The organism is Sporosarcina sp. P17b, from assembly GCF_002743115.1.
Classification (GTDB): domain Bacteria; phylum Bacillota; class Bacilli; order Bacillales_A; family Planococcaceae; genus Sporosarcina; species Sporosarcina ureae_C.
Map to the genome: position 1 here is coordinate 113,501 of NZ_PDYP01000008.1, position 17,688 is coordinate 131,188.

Annotated in this window: 21 protein-coding genes; 17 read left to right on the top strand and 4 right to left on the bottom strand. The window is 39.4% G+C overall.

Annotated elements, in window-relative coordinates:
* The first annotated feature begins 2 nt into the window (after positions 1–2).
* From CSV76_RS11060 to CSV76_RS11125, 14 genes are all read left to right on the top strand, one after another.
* Positions 3–575: a LysM peptidoglycan-binding domain-containing protein gene (locus CSV76_RS11060; RefSeq protein WP_099625615.1), complete on the top strand. Its 573-nt coding sequence runs from the start codon at positions 3–5 to the stop codon at positions 573–575.
* A gap of 13 nt (positions 576–588) precedes the next feature.
* Positions 589–912 (top strand): phage baseplate plug family protein, encoded by a 324-nt coding sequence (locus CSV76_RS11065; RefSeq protein WP_099625616.1) that lies wholly within the window; start codon positions 589–591, stop codon positions 910–912.
* On the top strand, positions 905–1,708 hold the full coding sequence (locus CSV76_RS11070; protein WP_099625617.1) for a phage protein: 804 nt from the start codon (positions 905–907) through the stop codon (positions 1,706–1,708). The genes CSV76_RS11065 and CSV76_RS11070 overlap by 8 nt, the downstream gene beginning before the upstream one ends.
* Position 1,709: 1 nt before the next feature.
* On the top strand, positions 1,710–2,219 hold the full coding sequence (locus CSV76_RS11075; RefSeq protein WP_099625618.1) for a hypothetical protein: 510 nt from the start codon (positions 1,710–1,712) through the stop codon (positions 2,217–2,219).
* A 16-nt stretch (positions 2,220–2,235) separates the two neighbouring features.
* A complete protein-coding gene (locus CSV76_RS11080) occupies positions 2,236–2,595 on the top strand; it encodes a contractile injection system sheath initiator (RefSeq protein ID WP_099625619.1) in 360 nt (119 codons plus the stop codon).
* The gene (locus tag CSV76_RS11085; RefSeq protein ID WP_099625620.1) at positions 2,582–3,763 is read left to right on the top strand and encodes a baseplate J/gp47 family protein; all 1,182 of its coding nucleotides are present in this window, start codon (positions 2,582–2,584) and stop codon (positions 3,761–3,763) included. The genes CSV76_RS11080 and CSV76_RS11085 overlap by 14 nt, the downstream gene beginning before the upstream one ends.
* Positions 3,756–4,397, top strand: a complete 642-nt coding sequence (locus tag CSV76_RS11090) for a DUF2612 domain-containing protein (RefSeq protein ID WP_099625621.1) — start codon at positions 3,756–3,758, stop codon at positions 4,395–4,397. The genes CSV76_RS11085 and CSV76_RS11090 overlap by 8 nt, the downstream gene beginning before the upstream one ends.
* A complete protein-coding gene (locus tag CSV76_RS11095; protein WP_099625622.1) occupies positions 4,394–4,978 on the top strand; it encodes a fibronectin type III domain-containing protein in 585 nt (194 codons plus the stop codon). The genes CSV76_RS11090 and CSV76_RS11095 overlap by 4 nt, the downstream gene beginning before the upstream one ends.
* A 27-nt stretch (positions 4,979–5,005) precedes the next feature.
* Positions 5,006–6,703 (top strand): fibronectin type III domain-containing protein, encoded by a 1,698-nt coding sequence (locus tag CSV76_RS11100; protein ID WP_099625623.1) that lies wholly within the window; start codon positions 5,006–5,008, stop codon positions 6,701–6,703.
* A gap of 26 nt (positions 6,704–6,729) precedes the next feature.
* Complete coding sequence (locus CSV76_RS11105) at positions 6,730–8,559, top strand: fibronectin type III domain-containing protein (RefSeq protein ID WP_099625624.1); 1,830 nt, start codon at positions 6,730–6,732, stop codon at positions 8,557–8,559.
* Between the two features lie 12 nt (positions 8,560–8,571).
* Positions 8,572–8,829 (top strand): hypothetical protein, encoded by a 258-nt coding sequence (locus CSV76_RS11110; RefSeq protein ID WP_099625625.1) that lies wholly within the window; start codon positions 8,572–8,574, stop codon positions 8,827–8,829.
* A gap of 216 nt (positions 8,830–9,045) precedes the next feature.
* The gene (locus tag CSV76_RS11115; protein WP_099625626.1) at positions 9,046–9,396 is read left to right on the top strand and encodes a hypothetical protein; all 351 of its coding nucleotides are present in this window, start codon (positions 9,046–9,048) and stop codon (positions 9,394–9,396) included.
* Positions 9,397–9,542: 146 nt separating this feature from the next.
* The gene (locus CSV76_RS11120; protein WP_099625627.1) at positions 9,543–9,734 is read left to right on the top strand and encodes a hypothetical protein; all 192 of its coding nucleotides are present in this window, start codon (positions 9,543–9,545) and stop codon (positions 9,732–9,734) included.
* Complete coding sequence (locus tag CSV76_RS11125; protein WP_099625628.1) at positions 9,727–10,491, top strand: M15 family metallopeptidase; 765 nt, start codon at positions 9,727–9,729, stop codon at positions 10,489–10,491. The genes CSV76_RS11120 and CSV76_RS11125 overlap by 8 nt, the downstream gene beginning before the upstream one ends.
* Before the next feature lie 104 nt (positions 10,492–10,595).
* Here CSV76_RS11125 and CSV76_RS11130 read toward each other — a convergent pair whose 3' ends face one another.
* Positions 10,596–11,693, bottom strand: a complete 1,098-nt coding sequence (locus tag CSV76_RS11130; protein ID WP_099625629.1) for a hypothetical protein — start codon at positions 11,691–11,693, stop codon at positions 10,596–10,598.
* A gap of 442 nt (positions 11,694–12,135) precedes the next feature.
* Here CSV76_RS11130 and CSV76_RS17335 point away from each other — a divergent pair, with 442 nt between their 5' ends.
* The 3 genes from CSV76_RS17335 to CSV76_RS17990 all read left to right on the top strand — a co-directional run bounded on the left by CSV76_RS17335 (position 12,136) and on the right by CSV76_RS17990 (position 13,487).
* On the top strand, positions 12,136–12,285 hold the full coding sequence (locus CSV76_RS17335; RefSeq protein ID WP_158232793.1) for a hypothetical protein: 150 nt from the start codon (positions 12,136–12,138) through the stop codon (positions 12,283–12,285).
* A complete protein-coding gene (locus CSV76_RS11135; RefSeq protein WP_099625630.1) occupies positions 12,285–12,635 on the top strand; it encodes a type II toxin-antitoxin system RelE/ParE family toxin in 351 nt (116 codons plus the stop codon). Before CSV76_RS17335 ends, CSV76_RS11135 begins: the two co-directional genes overlap by 1 nt.
* Before the next feature lie 144 nt (positions 12,636–12,779).
* Entirely contained in the window at positions 12,780–13,487 is a 708-nt protein-coding gene (locus CSV76_RS17990; RefSeq protein WP_099625631.1) for a Fic family protein, read from the top strand.
* On the opposite strand, the gene CSV76_RS11145 is transcribed toward CSV76_RS17990, so the two are convergent.
* From CSV76_RS11145 to CSV76_RS11155, 3 genes are read right to left on the bottom strand one after another with little or no spacing between them, the layout of a single operon-like run.
* A complete protein-coding gene (locus CSV76_RS11145; RefSeq protein WP_233204458.1) occupies positions 13,444–14,532 on the bottom strand; it encodes a Ger(x)C family spore germination protein in 1,089 nt (362 codons plus the stop codon). The two genes, CSV76_RS17990 and CSV76_RS11145, sit on opposite strands and share 44 nt — an antisense overlap.
* On the bottom strand, positions 14,525–15,667 hold the full coding sequence (locus CSV76_RS11150; RefSeq protein WP_233204460.1) for a GerAB/ArcD/ProY family transporter: 1,143 nt from the start codon (positions 15,665–15,667) through the stop codon (positions 14,525–14,527). The genes CSV76_RS11145 and CSV76_RS11150 overlap by 8 nt, the downstream gene beginning before the upstream one ends.
* 4 nt (positions 15,668–15,671) lie before the next feature.
* A complete protein-coding gene (locus CSV76_RS11155) occupies positions 15,672–17,147 on the bottom strand; it encodes a spore germination protein (RefSeq protein WP_233204461.1) in 1,476 nt (491 codons plus the stop codon).
* Positions 17,148–17,688: the final 541 nt, after the last annotated feature.

Below are 17,688 nucleotides of genomic sequence, written 5' to 3' on the forward strand. Positions count from 1 at the left end.
GAATGGCCAAACTCAACAGTTTATACTTACACGTTGAAAAAGAAGCATTGGATAACGATGTGAATGTGCCACAGCACCCTGTCGAAAACGGTATCAGAATCTCGGACCACATTGAGAGGCTCCCACAGAGCCTTTCCCTAAGTGGGAAGATCTTACGTAATACCAGTAGTGCCGTGAATAGTGCGATTGCGAGCATCATCAACTTGGAAAAGCAAGGGAAAGTCGCAACCTACACCGGACGCAAGGTGTATCACAACATGGTCGTAAAGAACTTTTCCTACGACGCAGATTCCAACATTGCTAATGGCTTTAACTTCACAATGACTCTTCAAGAGATTCGTATTGCAGGTAAATCCTATAAGACAGGATCCAAATCAGCAAAGCCTGAATCCACTTCAGGACAGAAGCAAACGCAGAACCAGAACACAGGTAAGACGACGCACACAATCAAGAAGGGTGATACTCTCTGGGCATTGGCTCCGAAGTACGGCACGACATGGCAACAGCTACAGAAGCTAAATGGAAATATCGATTCTAAGAAGATAAAAGTTGGACAAAAAATACGAGTGAAATAGAGGTGAGCTAGAAATGAGCTTTGAACATATTCCAATCGAGAAAGACATGGTGCCATATCGTTTCGAAGTAGAACTGGGCGTAGAGAACTTTGAACTGCGTGTCCGCTACAACGAGCTTCATGACTACTTTACTCTCGACGTACTCAAAGACGATGAAGTGTTGGTCTATGGCGAGAAAATCGTCTATGGTGTTCCTTTGTTTTCTGAAATACATGACGATCGTTTTCCAGCACCTACGATCATTCCTATGGATGAAGCAGGCGTAGAGACCAAAGTTTCTTACGATACGCTGAGTAAAACCGTGTTTCTGATGGTGGTGAACAAAGAAGATGAGTAATATACAATTCGGCCGCATCGCAGAAGTCTTATGCAATGGCAAGCGTTTATCCAGTGATGATTTTAAGATTGAGTTCCACATCGACTTTGACGACGATCCTACACCGAACACAAGTGAAATCACCATATACAACTTATCTGGTACTACAATTAACAGCTTCAAGAAAAACAGCAAAATCACACTGAATGCTGGCTACAAAAATGACAAAGGTGTCATCCTCTCGGGTCATATCACAAAAGTGCTTACGAAACGAGACGGTACAGACCACCCCACGATTATCTCTGTGATTGACTCACAGCCCCTCAATACTGAAAAGACAGCGAAGAAGTCATACAAAAAAGGCGTCAAAGCCTCCTACATCCTATCCGACTTGTCTACCAAGCTCGGCGTCAAGCTCGCTGTACTTAAACTCCCAAATGATAAAGTATACGCTAAAGGCTTCTCTATCAACGGATCCATTGCAGACAGTATGAAATCGATAGCGAAAGACTGCAACGCAAGTTTCTACATCAGCCGTAGCAAGTTATACATTCGTGCCATTAACGCAGGCGACGATGCGCAGTTCGTGCTTAGTGCGGAAACGGGATTGATTGGTGCACCGGAGCCATTTGAAGAAGAGACAGACAACAAGAAGGGGCGTAAAGGCTACAAGGTCAAGTGCCTGCTTCAATACAGAATGACTACCGCATCCATTGTCCAGATAAAAACTCGCTTTGTACAAGGACGTTATCGGGTTAGACGAGGAACACATGGGTGGAGCGGTGATAATTTCTATACAGAAGTAGAGGTCGAATAATATGGCAGAATCCGCAATGTTCTTTGAGAACTTCCGCAATCAGATGTTACTGACTATAAACACCTCGATGCCTTGTAAGGTGCTCTCCTATGATGAAAAGAAGCGTGTGGCTACGATTCAGCCGCTGTTTAAGACAAAAGAAGCTGGCATGGAACCCGAAGCACTTTCTATCATTGAAGACGTACCGGTGCTCTGGCAACGAATGAAGGTTCATAAGAAGGACTTTTTCAAGGTAAGCATCCCAGAAGGTGAGCACGTCCACAATGGAGGCGGCCATTCGCAATACACTGGCTCCGGTGTTCATAGTCATGATGGAGGAAAACACGAACACAAGAAGATGAAAGTCATTGAGGACTTCATTGAACTGCATCCTGTTTTGAAAGCAGGAGACACAGTGCTAGCTGTCTTTGCGCAACGAGCAATCGACGAGGCACAAGAAGGAAAGCTCAGTTATCCAGGAGCGTCTCGAATCATGAGCGTCCACGATGCCATCATCGTAGGTATCTTTTAAAGAAAGGACGATGGATATGAAGACATTTGGCTTACAAGATGGAGACTTGGTTTTCGACAAAGGGGACTTCACGATTATTGAGGGGACGCAGGAATTGCAGCAATGCCTGCAAATCATGCTTTCCACCAACCTGGGTGAATGGTTCCTTAATGAAGACTTTGGTTTCAACTATCATCTGGCGCTTGAAAAGCCGGAAGACGATGAAGTGCAGTCAGAAATCGCCAGAGTACTTGCGCAAGAGGAGCGTATTGAAACCATCGGTGAAATCACAACAAAACAAGATACAAGGCTTCGGACACTAGACGTGCACTATACTGTTGCACTTGTTGGCGGCGAGACCATAACTAATGAGGTGAACATACATGGGTCTAACTAAATCAGGCTTCAAACGTAAGGCATACGAAGAGCTGCTTGACAGTATGTCCGCAAAAGCAAAAGAGAAGTTCGGGCAGGACTCAAACGTATCAGAACGTTCTGTGCTTGGTATCTTAATTCGCATTATGGCATGGTTCCTGTCGCTATTGTGGCAAGACCTTGAGCATGTTTACCATTCTGGGTACCGAAAGACAGCAGAAGGCGTGCAGCTAGACATGCTGCTGCCATTCGCAGGTATTGAGAGGCGGCTTGCTGAGTATGCGTACGGAATAATTGAAATAACAGGCACGCCAAGAACAAAAATTCCTGCGGGTTTCTTTGTTTCAACAGAGGAAGATGTACTGTTCTTTACGCTGTACGACGTCACGATTGATGAAACAGGAAAGGTAGAGATTGAGATTGTTGCGTCAGAGCCAGGTTCGTCAGGAAACGTATTTACAGGCGAAATCAATCAGATTGTTCACCCGACGTACGGCATTAATTCTGTTAACAATTTAAACTATACAGATGGCGGACGTGAGAAAGAGACAGATCCAGAAGCAAGACAACGTGCAAACTTAACAGTAGAAGGTCTTGGTTCAGGTACAGCTGCATCGATTCACACAGAGCTTCTTAAGACGCCCAACGTACGATCCGCGATTGTCGTTGAAAACTACGAGGACTATGAAGACCGTTTTGGCACGCCTGCTCGCTCCATTCAAGTATTCGTGCTGGGCGGTCAGGATGAAGATATCGCAAAAGCCATCCACAAGAAAAAAGCAGCAGGTATCCGAGCTTTCGGAACATCTGCGCTTGAAATTAAGGATGCTAGTAGCAACTATCAATACATTGGCTTCACAAGAGCGAATGAAATTGAGATTCATGCACGCGTAAACATTTCAGTGAAAAACAGCATGTTCCCATACAACGGAATTGACCAAGTAAAAGATAGCCTTGTTCGCTATATTGGCGGAATCATGACAAACAGTCAGCATGTTGCAGGACTAAACATGGGAGACAGAGTGATTCACTCGAAAGCGCTATTGAGTGTGTTCGGCGTAGACGGTGTAGAGGATGTAAGCATTCAACTTTTAAAAGGCGAGGTAGCGAACGAAGAAAATATTGCTATGGAGATTTATCAAGTTGCTCAGATACATGCAAGTAATATCGAGGTGACGATTGATGTTTAATACACAGGATATCGTATCAAAACTTGTTGATTACTTTGACAAGCGACCAGATAGTAATATCAGCAAATTACTAGGCGTATTGAGCAACGAAGTACAAGAAATAAAAGAAGCAAATGAGACTGTCATGCTTTGGCGTAATATTGACGATGCAGAAGGAGCGACGCTAGATAACATCGGCTCCGACGTACGGATTTTTAGAGGCTCAGCAACAGATGAACTCTACAGACTATTAATCAAGGCCAAAATCATACGCAATCTAAGCGATGGCACAATGGATGGTATCATTCGTGCTATTGCTATGGCTTTAAGCGCGCAGCTTGACGAAGTGAAAATTGTAGAGAAGTGGCATGACCCATTTGAGCCAGAATCATTGACGATCAAAGCAATCAACATGCCGCTGTCTAGAGTTATTGAAGCAGGTATGAGCGATGAAGAGTTCGTTCGAGTTGTACGTCACATCATTGCTGCAGGTATCAAAATCGAAGAAATATTACTCCAAGGTACATTTGAACTTGGTGATGAAAATGAAGATCTTTACGATCCAATGCGCGGCTTTTCAGACACGAACAATCCTGAAACTGGCGGCTATTTAGGTTCAATTTATAGACGACCGAAAGGGGGAGGCTCTGTATGAGAGAGCTACCAGTCTGGTTGAATGAAGGGAAGGAACCTTCGTTGAGTCAAAAAGTTAATGGTTGGGTACCAGGCCAAAAGCCTCCAGCACAATACCTTAACTGGTTCATGAATAGAACGTACTTGTCCCTAGAAGAAGGGCAAAAGCATATGCAGGAATCTACACTCATAAAAGAAGGCGCCCATGACTTTCGCTTTTGGCAGGGAAAGGTATCTGTACGAACAAATGGCTTATGGACACCTGTTTATGAGGAAGGCACCATGCTTGATCCGGTGATAGACACAACTGTCAAGTCCGTGTCAGGATTCAAGGCAGTATCAAATGAAGGAACTGTGTCACTATCGTGGGGAAATCCAATTGATCCAGCATTTTACAAGGTTGTAATTCGCTATAAGCTCGCAACAGATTCCTATCCAGCCACTATTCATAATGGCTTATTAGCTTACGACGGCAGCAGTGAGGAAGTCACTATCTTTGATCTAGAAAAAGGTAAGACTTATTTTTTCAGAGCCTTCACAGTAGACAAGGACGGCAATGCTAATGAAAAATCATATATTTCTACCTTTGTAGCGATAACCTAAATTTCCCAATGGAAGGAAACGATGTTTATGGAAAAATTACCGGTATGGCTCAATGAGGGTACGAAGCCTACGTCAGACTATATAGATAACGGATGGCGTCCAGAATACAAAGCTCCTGCTTCTTACTTGAATTGGATGATGAATAAATCCTACCGAGCTTTAGAGGAGCTACAAGCACATGAAGGATCATTCGTCTCAGAAGAAGGGCGACATGGCATGCGTTACTGGAACGGCTGCGTTTATGCCAAAATAGATGATCAATGGATACGAATAACCAAAGTACCTTCGATCACAATGTTTGAAGGCGAGTCAATGAATAATTCTGTTGTGCTCGTCTGGAAGAATCCTGTTGATGACACGTTCAGCAGAATCATCATTCGCTACAAGATTGGCGAATATCCTACGAGCGTAACAGACGGTTATTTGGCATATGAAGGCGATAGCGAGACAGTTATCGTCAAAAATTTGATCAACGATGAAGAATATTACTTCAGAGCGTTCACTGTCAGCGTTAAAAACACAATGAATGACACGTTATCAGGTCAAACACTAACAATGTTGCCCGCAAGGGACTCTAAATTCGGTGTCAAGATCGACACGACGAATGCAAACCCAGAAAGCGCGTTGACATACATTGACGGAGCTGTTGAATCTATTCCTGCACAAACAGTTATCACACTAACTGGATACGATTCAGGAGGCAAACCAACGTATTCAAAAAGCTTCAGTTATGGTAGCTGGAGAAAACGTTTCCCGTTCAAAGACATAAAGCCATGCTTATTCAGTAATGGAAAGGTCGTCGGTTATTTAGACCCTTATGATTTCACAAAATTCGATGATGGCACAACTTCCACAAACAATGGTGACGTAATGATTGAATTCCCGAAAATTTACTGGAAGATTGAGCGAGTTGGGACTGACGTGTTCGTTCGCTATAGTAAGTTTCAGCTTGATTCATCTTACAAATGCTTAGCTCACATGAGAGGAACAGTAGAAAAAGACTTCATATATATATCAGCGTATCAAGGATACACAGTCGCTGGAAAAACAAAAAGCATGACTGGCGTAAGCCCCACTAATGGTAAGTTCACAAATGAGTTCCGCACACTAGCTAAAGCAAATGGTGCAGGCTATGAAATGGTTACGTATCATCAGCTATTAATGCTTCAAGTTCTATTCCTTGTGATGTTCAAGAATAGAGACTCACAAACAGCGCTAGGAAAGGGACTCTATGATGAAAACTTGCCGTCTATAAGAGTTGGCAGAACAGGAGCTTTGGATAAAAAGGGGATGTTCTGGGGCGACACAATGACAACTATGGACCGAGTGAAGTTTTGCGGTATTGAGGACCTTTGGGGGAACTTAGATTGCAGTCTGGATGGCATATCTGTCAAACGAGATGGAAGCATCGTCGTGGCGAACACAGGCTTTAATGATAACTATACCGGCTATGACATATATCCTTCTAACTTTATAGCCAATGCAAGAAATCACGGATATGTTTCCGACGTAACTGGAACAACGGAAGTTGGCTTTGTTGCTGGGAAATTGAATGGAAGTCAAACAACGCACTACGCTGATGTATGTAGTGTATCGCTTGAAAACAATGTTTCTAATATAGGCGCATCGTTTGGCGGTGAAGACGGAAGTAGTATGGGGATGTTCCGTCTTACTGTCGATGGTGGAGCAAGTCTCTACAAAACTTCTCGAATCTCGTACTATTAAAAAATCAATAAAGAGGTGCAAAGCCCATGGAAAAACTACCGTTATGGCTTAAGCAAGGAATCGAGCCGTCTTTGCAAGAAAAAAATGGAGGATGGAGCCCTGGGAACAGGCCTCCTGCCCAATTCTTGAACTGGTATATGAATCAAACTTATCTAATCTTAAAAGAGCATTCTGATCATAAGAAAAGGTCTGTTAATTCTGAAACAGGCGCACACGACTTTAAATATGCCGGCAATACGATTTACGGGTTTGTGAATGGCGAATGGATTGACGTTTTCCACGAAGAAGTAATTGTTGTTCCAGATCCAAATCCTGATCCAGAAGGTCCAATAGAGTCGGTACCAGAAGAACCTCTCAGTCCTGTTCGAGGTATCTCTATCAGCACAACAAGTAGAACAGCTACGGTCAAATGGACAAACCCTACGGACGAAAACTTCTATGCCGTTATTGTTCGCTACAGAGAAGGTTCAATCCTGCCGACGTCACTTACAGATGGCATCCTGGCTTACGAAGGCAGTAGCGACACCATTACCGTTCACAATCTAAAGCCGGAGACATGGTATTCGTTCAGGATCTTCACAATCAGTATAAGCGGAAAAGTGAACTCCGACCACGCTTACCAAACTGTCCGAGGAAAAACACTTCGTGAAGTAGTCATTCATGGCGTAAGGATTGACACAACGAATTCAAATCCTGAAACGGCTGTTACATATATCGAGGACTCCATGTCATCAACACCGGCAAAAGGCAGCAATGGAAACTTTAATTATGGCAGCTGGAAAGAACGATTCCCATTCAATCAAATCAAACCATGTTTAATGAAGGGAGACACAGTGCTTGGCTATTTGGATCCGAACAATTTTAAAAGGTTTAAAGACGGAACGAGCGCAGAGCAGACGATAACATTAAACTATGATAAACCAAACTATCCTTATGAGATCAACGGCAATGTCATGATAGAATTCCCTAAAATCTATTGGAAAATTGAACGCTCTGGTAACTATATATACGTTCGATATTCAGATGTACAATATGACAGCACATATCAAGCTCTTGCTCATACAAGAGGGAAGAAAGTCCAAGATAAAGTATATCTTGCGGCTTTTTTAGGTTCAAAACAAAAAGCATTAAATAACGCAAGTGACGTCGCAGATAAAGAATTATGGTCTATCACTATGAATTCTGTTGCGCTATTGTCGAATCAAACGTTAGGTAATTTAAGAACAATGGCACAAAACAATGGCCCCAATTACGATATTATGGGTTTCCATCAACTAACAATGCTTCAAGTATTGTTCCTTATCATGTTTAAAAACAGAGACTCACAAGCAGCTTTAGGTAAAGGTTATACAGGCCTAACTATAAATGATAAAGGTACAACTACAGGGAACACTTACAACAAAGGTATGTATTATGGCTCAGACAATTATCTGGAGCAAGTAAAGTTCTGCGGTATGGAAGATATATGGGGTAACTACGCGGAAAGAATTGATGGGTTCTATATCGATGTTAATGGCCAATTGTTAATCGGCACGACGAATTTTAATGATGCAGGTCTAGGGTATACCAACTACGGAAAAATCGAAAAGGGTGGATTCTTCCCAAAGGATGTAAGAGCGTCAACTGGAGAAGGATTTATTCCAAACGTCAGTGGTGGTTCTAGCACGACACACTACCCTGACTATGGCGGAGTGAATTATTACGACTCGTCTGTTATGCATGGTGGAGACTATCGCGATAAAGACAGTGCAGGCTTATTCCATACTCATATTTCTTTACCGCCAGGTGCTACGTTAAGCAGTCAATACTATGGTAGTGGTATAGGCGCAGGACGCCTGATGTATCTTGAAAAATAAGGAGCGAATTAAATGAAAGACTACTTTAAAGTGCGCGGCACGCAAGAGACTGTGCAAGAAATCGAAGTAAATGTTGATACAGTCTATATTAGACGAAATATTAAATGGATTGAAACAGAAGAAGAGTCCTTCGTTGGGTGGGAATACGACGAAGATCAGTATGCAATGAGCGAATTCGGAGAATATCTAGCAAAAGCAAAACGCCTGAACGAACAGTATTTAGTCGACATCGACTACCGATTAACATTATTAGAAATGGGGTCGAAGTAACATGTCACTGACGTACAATGCATGCAAAAGCCTTATCACTGACGGCAGATATGAAAGCATGGAGGACATGCAGAAAAGATTAGATGTATTCCATAAGGGCGAACGCATCAACAAAGCTGAATACAAAGAATTAACGGAAATCCTCAAGGGGAGATAAGGCTATCCAATCAGGTAGCCTTTTTGTTTTGTCACCCGAAGCCAAAGGAGAGAATCGACGTGGAAGATAATTTACCACTACTGACAGACCACGAACAGCGGATCCGTGTACTTGAAGAAAATGATGTCGATAAAGAATCTAGAATAAGAAACATAGAAAAGAACTACGTACAGCTAGAGTCCACAATCTTGCAGGAGAATCGCGACACACGCCAGTTCTTTCAGTCCAACATGGATAAGCAGTGGGATCTGATCAAGTCTTTTGGTGTTTTTAGTGACAAGGAAAAGGAACGCGAGCACGAGCTTACTAAAACTAAGATCGAACGCCATACCGACATCCTCTTGAAGGTCGGTGGCACTGGAGGAATCCTGTATCTAATCGTACAGGCATTGTTCAACATCTTCTCATAACTAGATAAGGCTGTATTGCAGCTTTATATATAATCAAGCCTTACACGGTTTGATATGAATATTGCACAGAGGCCGCCACGCCTCGACAGACAACCGCCCACTTATTCGAGTGGGCTTTTTCCATTAACTAGATAGGAGTGAACAACATGCAGAAAAAACTAGCCAACTTAATTGAAGTAAGGAAGATTATTGCGCTCGGGACATTGGCTTTATTCGTCGTGTTGTCCGTCATGGGTAACCTCGAAGTCCAGTTCATCCAGACAGCCATCATCTCCGTTATTAGTTTCTACTTCGGTAAGACAACGGAACAAGGGAAAGGGGAATACCACAATGAATAAATTATCAATTCAAGACTTTATGAAAGAAGCTTTTAAACGCAACAAGTCTGGCATGACACACCCGAGAGTACACAAACTAGCAGAGGAATTAATAAGACGATGCTGGGAAGAAGATGTGTTCATTGTTTTTACGGATGGACTCAGAACAATGGAAGATCAAGCAGTCATTTATGGAAAAGGTCGATCCAGCTATGTATATAAAGGAAAACAGTATGACAATCCAAAAGTGAAAAAGGTTTCTAACGCATTGCCAGGCAGTAGCTTTCATAATTATCAGCTAGCCCTCGACTTTGTGAACTGTGATGGATATGGAAAGAATATTGATTGGGTGGTCGGGGCAAAATGGAGACGCGCAGCAGCAATTGCAAAGGAGTTAGGCTTCACTTGGGGGGGAGACTGGGCATCTTTTAGAGACTACCCGCACATTCAGTATGACGGTGGTTTAAGTATCAGTCAGATTCAAAAAGGTGCGTTTCCATTGTTTAAAAACAATAAAGTTGCAGCAGTTCCTTCTATTAATAGTACCCCTCAAAAGACATCGGATTCTACTAGTGAAAAGAAGCAGATCGGCATCGTAAAAGTTTTGGTTAATATCTTGAATGTCAGAGAAGATGCTAGCTTTTCAGCAAAGGTCGTTAAGACAGTTAAAAAGGGACAATCATATAAGGTATATGCAATGAAGAATGGAATGTATAACGTAGGCGGCAAACAGTGGATGTCGGCGGGAAAGAAGTATACGAAGTTTATTTCTAGTTAATGTAGCAAGACTAGATTATTTAAGAAGTATAAGTAAAAGACATTGATATTATTTAAACAACCCACTAATTCATATACAAATTAGTGGGTTGTTTATATTACATATCAATAAACATCGTCAATTGAAGAAAGATGCTCTAGAAGTGTATATTCGGACTTTTGATTCTTCCAATCACAAATGAACACTAGAGGATTTGTTATAGCTTTTCTTCCTGGTTCAAGTTGACCTAGATTTATAACATGAGTATAGGTTTCTCCATAAAAGCCAACAATTGAATTTATATTATTGTTATCTTGAAAAATGACTATATAATGAGCTTTATCCGGCAAAAGCGGTATTAGCTGTCTAACTTGCTCATTATCATTAGGAATCATATCAACGAATGATTGTTTAGTATCGGTACCTGTCAATATCCAGTTGCGGACTGGATCAAAGTTGGCTTCTAATGCGAAATCAATGCCTTTTTCATAGGCTAAGTAGTTAAATGCCATCTTTGCAATAATACGATTAACTATATTTGAATCTATGTGATAGTCTTGATGAATTGTTACTTGATTAGAATCTTCCCTAGAGCTTTTCATATCAACTTCTTTTGAAGTCATGATCCTTTCAATATATTCTTCTGCCTTGGATACTGCTCCATCATTTCTAACAGCCAAAAACCATTGATTATCGGAGACTCCGAAAAGCGCTAAATTATTCGGTAGTACTCTTGAGAATATTAAAGTATATTTACTGTGTTTTTTTACTTCTGTAATTAAATTTTGTATTGCTTGTTCGTGACTTGAATCTTTATCAATTAATGTGGGGTCGAGTGAAATATTCATATCTTCTTTATCAAAGGTGAAAATAAAGTGGTTAATGACATATGGTTTTCCTAATTTAATATATCCTAATGAAAACTTTTCATTTCCCGCTTCGTTATTGTTTGATATTACACAAATGTTTGATTTTGATGCTTTATTTTCATGAATCTTCCCACGTTTGCCAGGACCTTCAAACTGACGTATTATTGATATAAATGAATCCCTTGAGAAATGCTTTTCTAATTTTGAGAAATAGTTGTTTGCTTCATGGGACACATAATCTTTAGGCAACTTTTTCTTCCCGCCGATTGCCGCTATAAAAATATGATCTCCAGATTTCATGTTTGCATCATCAAATGGTTGCTTAGTGTATAAGCAGATTTTATTAGAAGTCATATTGCTTGTCTCCTCCATGGTTAGTGCTATATATATAATACTACATCAGTGGAAATGTTTTGATAAAGCGACATCGAGCTTAGAGTAAAATGACTTTTATATTGTTTAAGTTACAGGTAAAGAACCTTGCCTCCAAGTAGACTTTTTTCCACAACCGATGCTAAAGACGATGTTAGCAATTCGAGTTTTGTACAATAAAGCTAAACAAATACTGCCGTAGAGAGATTCCTTAGCTTGGTGGGTTCGACTCCCACCGTCTCCATTATGAGATTAAGGTGTAATAAGATGTAAGGGATATTGTACAAGAGAACCTCTTGTGTGATATCCCTTATTTTTAAAAATAAAGTAAAACGATGTTTAAATCATCATGCTCATTACATACTTACACATATACATAATCTGAAAGGATGTGGTATGTGTGGATGAGAAGGAGGAAAATGAAATGGCCATTTTAAAAGACAATCAGGCAGATAGTAAAAAAATACTGACAGAATCTATAAAAGAAGTAAACCAAATGAGAAAGGGAAAGCTACCCAAACATCCATATAAGGATATGATGAACCGAGTGAGGAAGAGCTTAGAAGAAAAATAATGAAGTATAAAGTGCTTGGTGTTAAAGCGTTCGAAAAAGAGCTTTTAAAAATCGCTAGAAAATATCCAGTAGTGGTTGATTTAGTGGATTCTCTTTTTGCAGATTTTGAAGAAGGTAAATTATATGGGGACCGAATTCCCAGAACCAAAGGAAATGTCGTATATAAAACCAGATTGAGTAATCCAAATGCAGACAAAGGCAAGAGTGGCGGATTCCGTGTAATATGGTATTTAGTCACAGCCGCCTTAGAAATATATCCGTTAACCATTTACTCTAAAAACGAACAAGAAGATATATCTGTAAAGGAAATCATACGAATAATAGATCGAATTTTAGAAAATGAATTGTAGTGAAGCAGCTATACGAAGACGTTGAATACATCTGGAAATATATCCAGTGATAAATCGGTTTTCTATACTTTTTCGATGAAGGGATATTGTACAAGAGTGAGCTCTTGCACAATATCCCTTATTTTAATAAAGGGGATGTAAGCTGTGATAGAAAAAACGGATCGACTTTCACTGTTAAAAAAGAATGTCGATCAACGACGACCAATTTCAAAAGGGCTTATTCGTAGCCTGAAAGAAGACTTTTTAATTAAAAATACATATCATTCCAATGCGATTGAAGGAAATAGATTATCGATTTATGAAACAAAAGCAGTGCTAGATGATGGCATAGTTATTGCCGGAAAATCCATGAGAGAGCACCTAGAAGCTATTAATCATAAAGAAGCAATTTTAGTTGCCGAAGAAATGGTGCAGCAAGATCAGCCCCTCTCAGAAATAGTGATTAAAGAATTGCATGGCATCGTCTTGCATTCAATAGACAGAACAAATGCAGGGAAGTATAGAGAGCAGAATGTAATCATATCAGGTGCCTCTCATACGCCACCTGATGCTGTAGTAGTTCCACAGATCCATGATGAACTAATTCTACTTGCCATCGACGAAGGGCGTATCAGCGATAAATATGTCGCCTTCGATGCCACACATTTTGAGGCAAGAGATCGAGTCCAAGCCGCCAAAAAGAAAAAGAAGCAGGTACCGAAAAAGCACGGACGGAAGCCGAAGGCCGAACGTGAACAATGGTTAAAGGAAAAGCAGGCTGAAGAAGACGCACGTCCGATTAATGAGAAAGAGATTGCAATAGGAAGAATTAAAGGTTTTGCCTTTTTGAATTTGCATCCGTCAAAGGATTAATATTAATATTGTATTTTATTTTAATGTCCATCTTCTTGTAAAGTTCAATCCATTTTTTTTCATCCATTGGTTTTGAGAATGGCTTTAATGTATGAATGCCTAGCTGCAATGGATCCACATTCAATTCTTGCATCTTTTTTACTAGTTCTTGTGTTTGTTTTTCAAGATTCGATTGGATATCTTTTTTAAAATCTTCTAAATCCTTTGGGTCAAATAATTGCTTTTCTCCCCGGTATTCTTCAATTCTTGAGTCTATATTCACTGTATAGGTCATTGTAGACAAGCTTTTATTGATATCCACTTTCGTTTTAGACCTAACATGACCTAGAACAACTTGTAATTCTGGGATCGGTAAAACTGCTAAGTAGTGATCGTTGTGTAACAGTTGGAAGATACGATCATCATAAGTTGTTATTATTTCAACTAGTTTATCATTTTGAAACAGGGCTGTACCTTCATAGCTGATAGCGTCATTTTCTATTTTGAATACAGGTAAGAAAGGATCTGAATAAGGAGTATATAACAATTTTTTAAATTCATGTAGATTAACGACACTTAATTCTCCCTGATTTTTTTCCTCATAGTGCTTCAGCATTCGGTAAAAAGAGTAATCAAGATTTTCTTGTTTGTCCAATTGATTTTCCAAGTATTCTTCAAAATTTCCTTTTACGATAACTAAATAGATTCTCAAAGAAATATCCGGATCAGTCAATAACACATTAATAATGGACATAATACCTTCGTTTCTTCCGAGGTCTTCATTAATTATCAGCATTCGCATTTGCCCAAATTTCATTTCCTGGTAGAAGTTTAAATTAAAACTCCTTAGTACCTCCTTTATTAAGCTTACTTCTTGCGTTATTACACTCTTTTTTTCTTTGCTTAGAGAAGGCAAAATCGTACTGATTTTTATTTTACCTTCATCCCCTTTACTAAGTGATAAAAATGTGACTGGAGTAAGCTCTTCAATAATGTTATTTTCAGTAAAAGGGGCACATCCAGTTAACCATAACGCCATAAATATGATTGACAATTTTTTAGCCATCTTCTTTCGTAGTCTCATGTTTATTAACCCCCTTTATCTTCATCACTACGATCATAGTAATTGGAACCACTAAGTAACTTAAGCTTCCTGCTAAAATTTGAAGATTAAGTAAAATAACCTGCTTTTCATCTGACTTCCAAATCCATTCATTTACAAGAATCATTCCAATTAAAATAATGAATACACTGAATAAAAAGCCTACTCGACTGGGTGGTCTCTCCATTTTCCCACTAGCTATTTTAGATGCTCCATAAAACAACAGTAGAAAAATTGAAACCGCAAATACGATGTTAAATAATTCTAAAGAAAGCATGACCATATCAATACGTTCAATTACTGGATTTTGAAAATAACGAGCCATAGTGACAATTGGAAATTGACTTTTACTTAAATAATTGGAACCGAAATAGAATAAGGACGCCATATATAAAAATACATACTCTATAACGGTTAGAGCATTGCCATAAGACAAATAGCGAAATGTCTTATTATTTGTTTTAAACCACGGTCCCAAAAATACCAGAAATTCAGGCCCTGAAAATGAAGATAAAATTAAAAATATTCCTTTCCAGGAATCCACATTTAATTCCATTGGAATAATCGGATACAAATCACTGAGTTGAGCTATTGGAGGAAAGAAGAAAAAAGCAAAGAATAAGAACATCCAAAATGTACACAAAAATGAAATCACGACAAAACGTATAGTTTTTTCAACGCCCTTCCATGCTACATACAAACAAGACAACAGAATAAAAAAGATAAGCCAATTTGAATCTGTAGCTGGAAACATAAATATTTGAACCATTTCCGAGAATCCTAACAAAATCACGAAAAGTTTAAGCAGGATAAAGAACAACCCGATGAATGAGAGGAGACGTACAAGTTTTTTCCCGAATAATTGGACAAATCCGTTGTATCCTTCGCTAGAAAACCGGGTTAAAAACCATTTGGATAAAAGAAGAATGTTTAGTTGAGACAATATGCCGACCGCTATAATCACCCAAATCATATATGAATGGATCAAAAACCTTGGCATAATCAAAAAAAAGTAAAGCATTTGGAGGCGATTTACCATCAACATGACATAGAACCCATTATAGGTTTCATTCTTATTAAATAATTGAAGGGCTTCCATCAGTTCATCTCCTAGTTTGATATCTCTTCATCTTCAGCGGTTTAAGATGTTCTGGACGCTCCTTCATTTTGACTAAAGGCCCTCGAATGAATAGGTCAAGCCAATCTTTTCCGTAGAAAGGGGCAACAGGAGATAAATATGGCTGCTTGAGTGAAGACAAGCCATTAAGGTGGGCTAAAATGATAATCATTGCCAAAACAATCCCTACTATCCCAAGAAACGAAGAAAATATAAGAAGAATGAATTGAATCAATGAATTCGCCTTTGTCACAAGGTAATTAGGAACAAGAAAAGATCCGATAGTTGAAATCCCTACCATGACAATTAACACCTGACTTGCCATACCAGCCTCAACTGCTGCTTGACCAATTACAATGCCCCCAATAACCCCAAGCGTTTGACCAGTCTTTGTTGGCATCCTTAAACTTGCTTCTTTTATAATTTCAATAAAAATCAACATGATAAATGCTTCCCAAAAAGGAGTGAACGGAAGCTTGCTCCTTGACTCCACCAAGACGAAAAGTGTTTGTAAAGGAATCATTTGATAGTGATGAGTTGTTAATGCCACGTAGAATGGGATCAACGTGATAGACAGAATAAAACTTACATATCGGATGATGCGCAAAAAACTGGCAACTACCCATCGATTAATATAATCCTCTGGTGATTGGAACAAATGAAAAAAAGTAATTGGGGCAACGAGAGCAAAAGGTGTATTGTCTACCAGAATCGTAATTTTTCCTGATCCCAGAGAATAAGCAACAACATCAGGTCGGTCAGTTTGCTGAAACTGAGGAAAAATACTATCTTGATGTTCCTCCATGAATTCTGCTACTTGAGAAGAATCAGATAAGAGATCATAATTAATTTCCGAAATCTTCTTTTTGGCAGTTGAAACAAATTCTGGATTGGTCAGCCCTTCTATGTACAATAAAACCACATTTGTCCTACTTATAGAACCAACGGTGAACTTCTCTGTTTTCAGATCATGTGTTGGAAGACGCCTACGAATGAGCGTAATATTTTGTTCTAGCTGTTCACTGAAGCTGTCTTTTGCTCCTAAAAGGATGGTTTCAGTATCGGATGGTTCAATTGCACGTCCAAGTGGATTTTCTAAAGGGATAGCGAACCAAAGGTTTGACGAAGAGTCAAATAACAAAACAGATCCTTTAAACAGCTGCTTTATTGCCTCATTAAAAGTGGAAATGGAGTTTATTGTTGAGTGAACATTGCATTCCTGAATGGATTGTTTGGAACAGTTAGATAAAGGTTTTAGAATGCTTTCATTTAATCTTTCTTGGTCAATCAGAGTTCTTACGTAGATAAGATCAACATTTTGATTTTCAGAAATGTTGATTTCCACAAATTCCGCATCATCCATTTGAACGAGGGCTTTTTTTAGAGTCTCTATTGATATTTCTGATTCTGCGTTTGATTGAGAAACAGGCTTATTTTCATCCTGTTGTTTTTTCCAAAACATGTACATTCCTCACTTCTATATGTTAAAAAGCATTTTGGAAGGACGGTAAAATTCGGTATTAATTCCATTGTTGGCTTTTTAAGCTTTAAATATACGAAACTAAATTAATAAGATGCAGAGGCACAAGTAGACATTAAAGAAGCGATAATGTGAGCGGACTCGATTGAATTGGAGTTGTTATTGTCTAATATTTTCGGTTATGAATCTGTGGAAGATGTTTGGAAATATATTCAGTGAGGGTTTAAATGAGAGTTCTCTTATGAAAAACAAGTAACTGATCTATAGTTGTGTACGAAACTGTAATTCTCCATAGCGGGTTGGAAAATACCTCCACTGATGGCAATGGAGCTCGTTTGTTGTTGAGGACGGTATTTGTGTTTTATTAGATAGAGCTCAACATAATTAAAGAGGCTGGGACATAACTAGCCAGAAGTGAGCCAAAAAAGGGTTCGATCATCGGTTTTTGATGATCGAACCCTTTTTGTATAGAAATCCTTGTACGACTTCTATACATTTACCTCCCTGGCAGTGTACTTTCTCA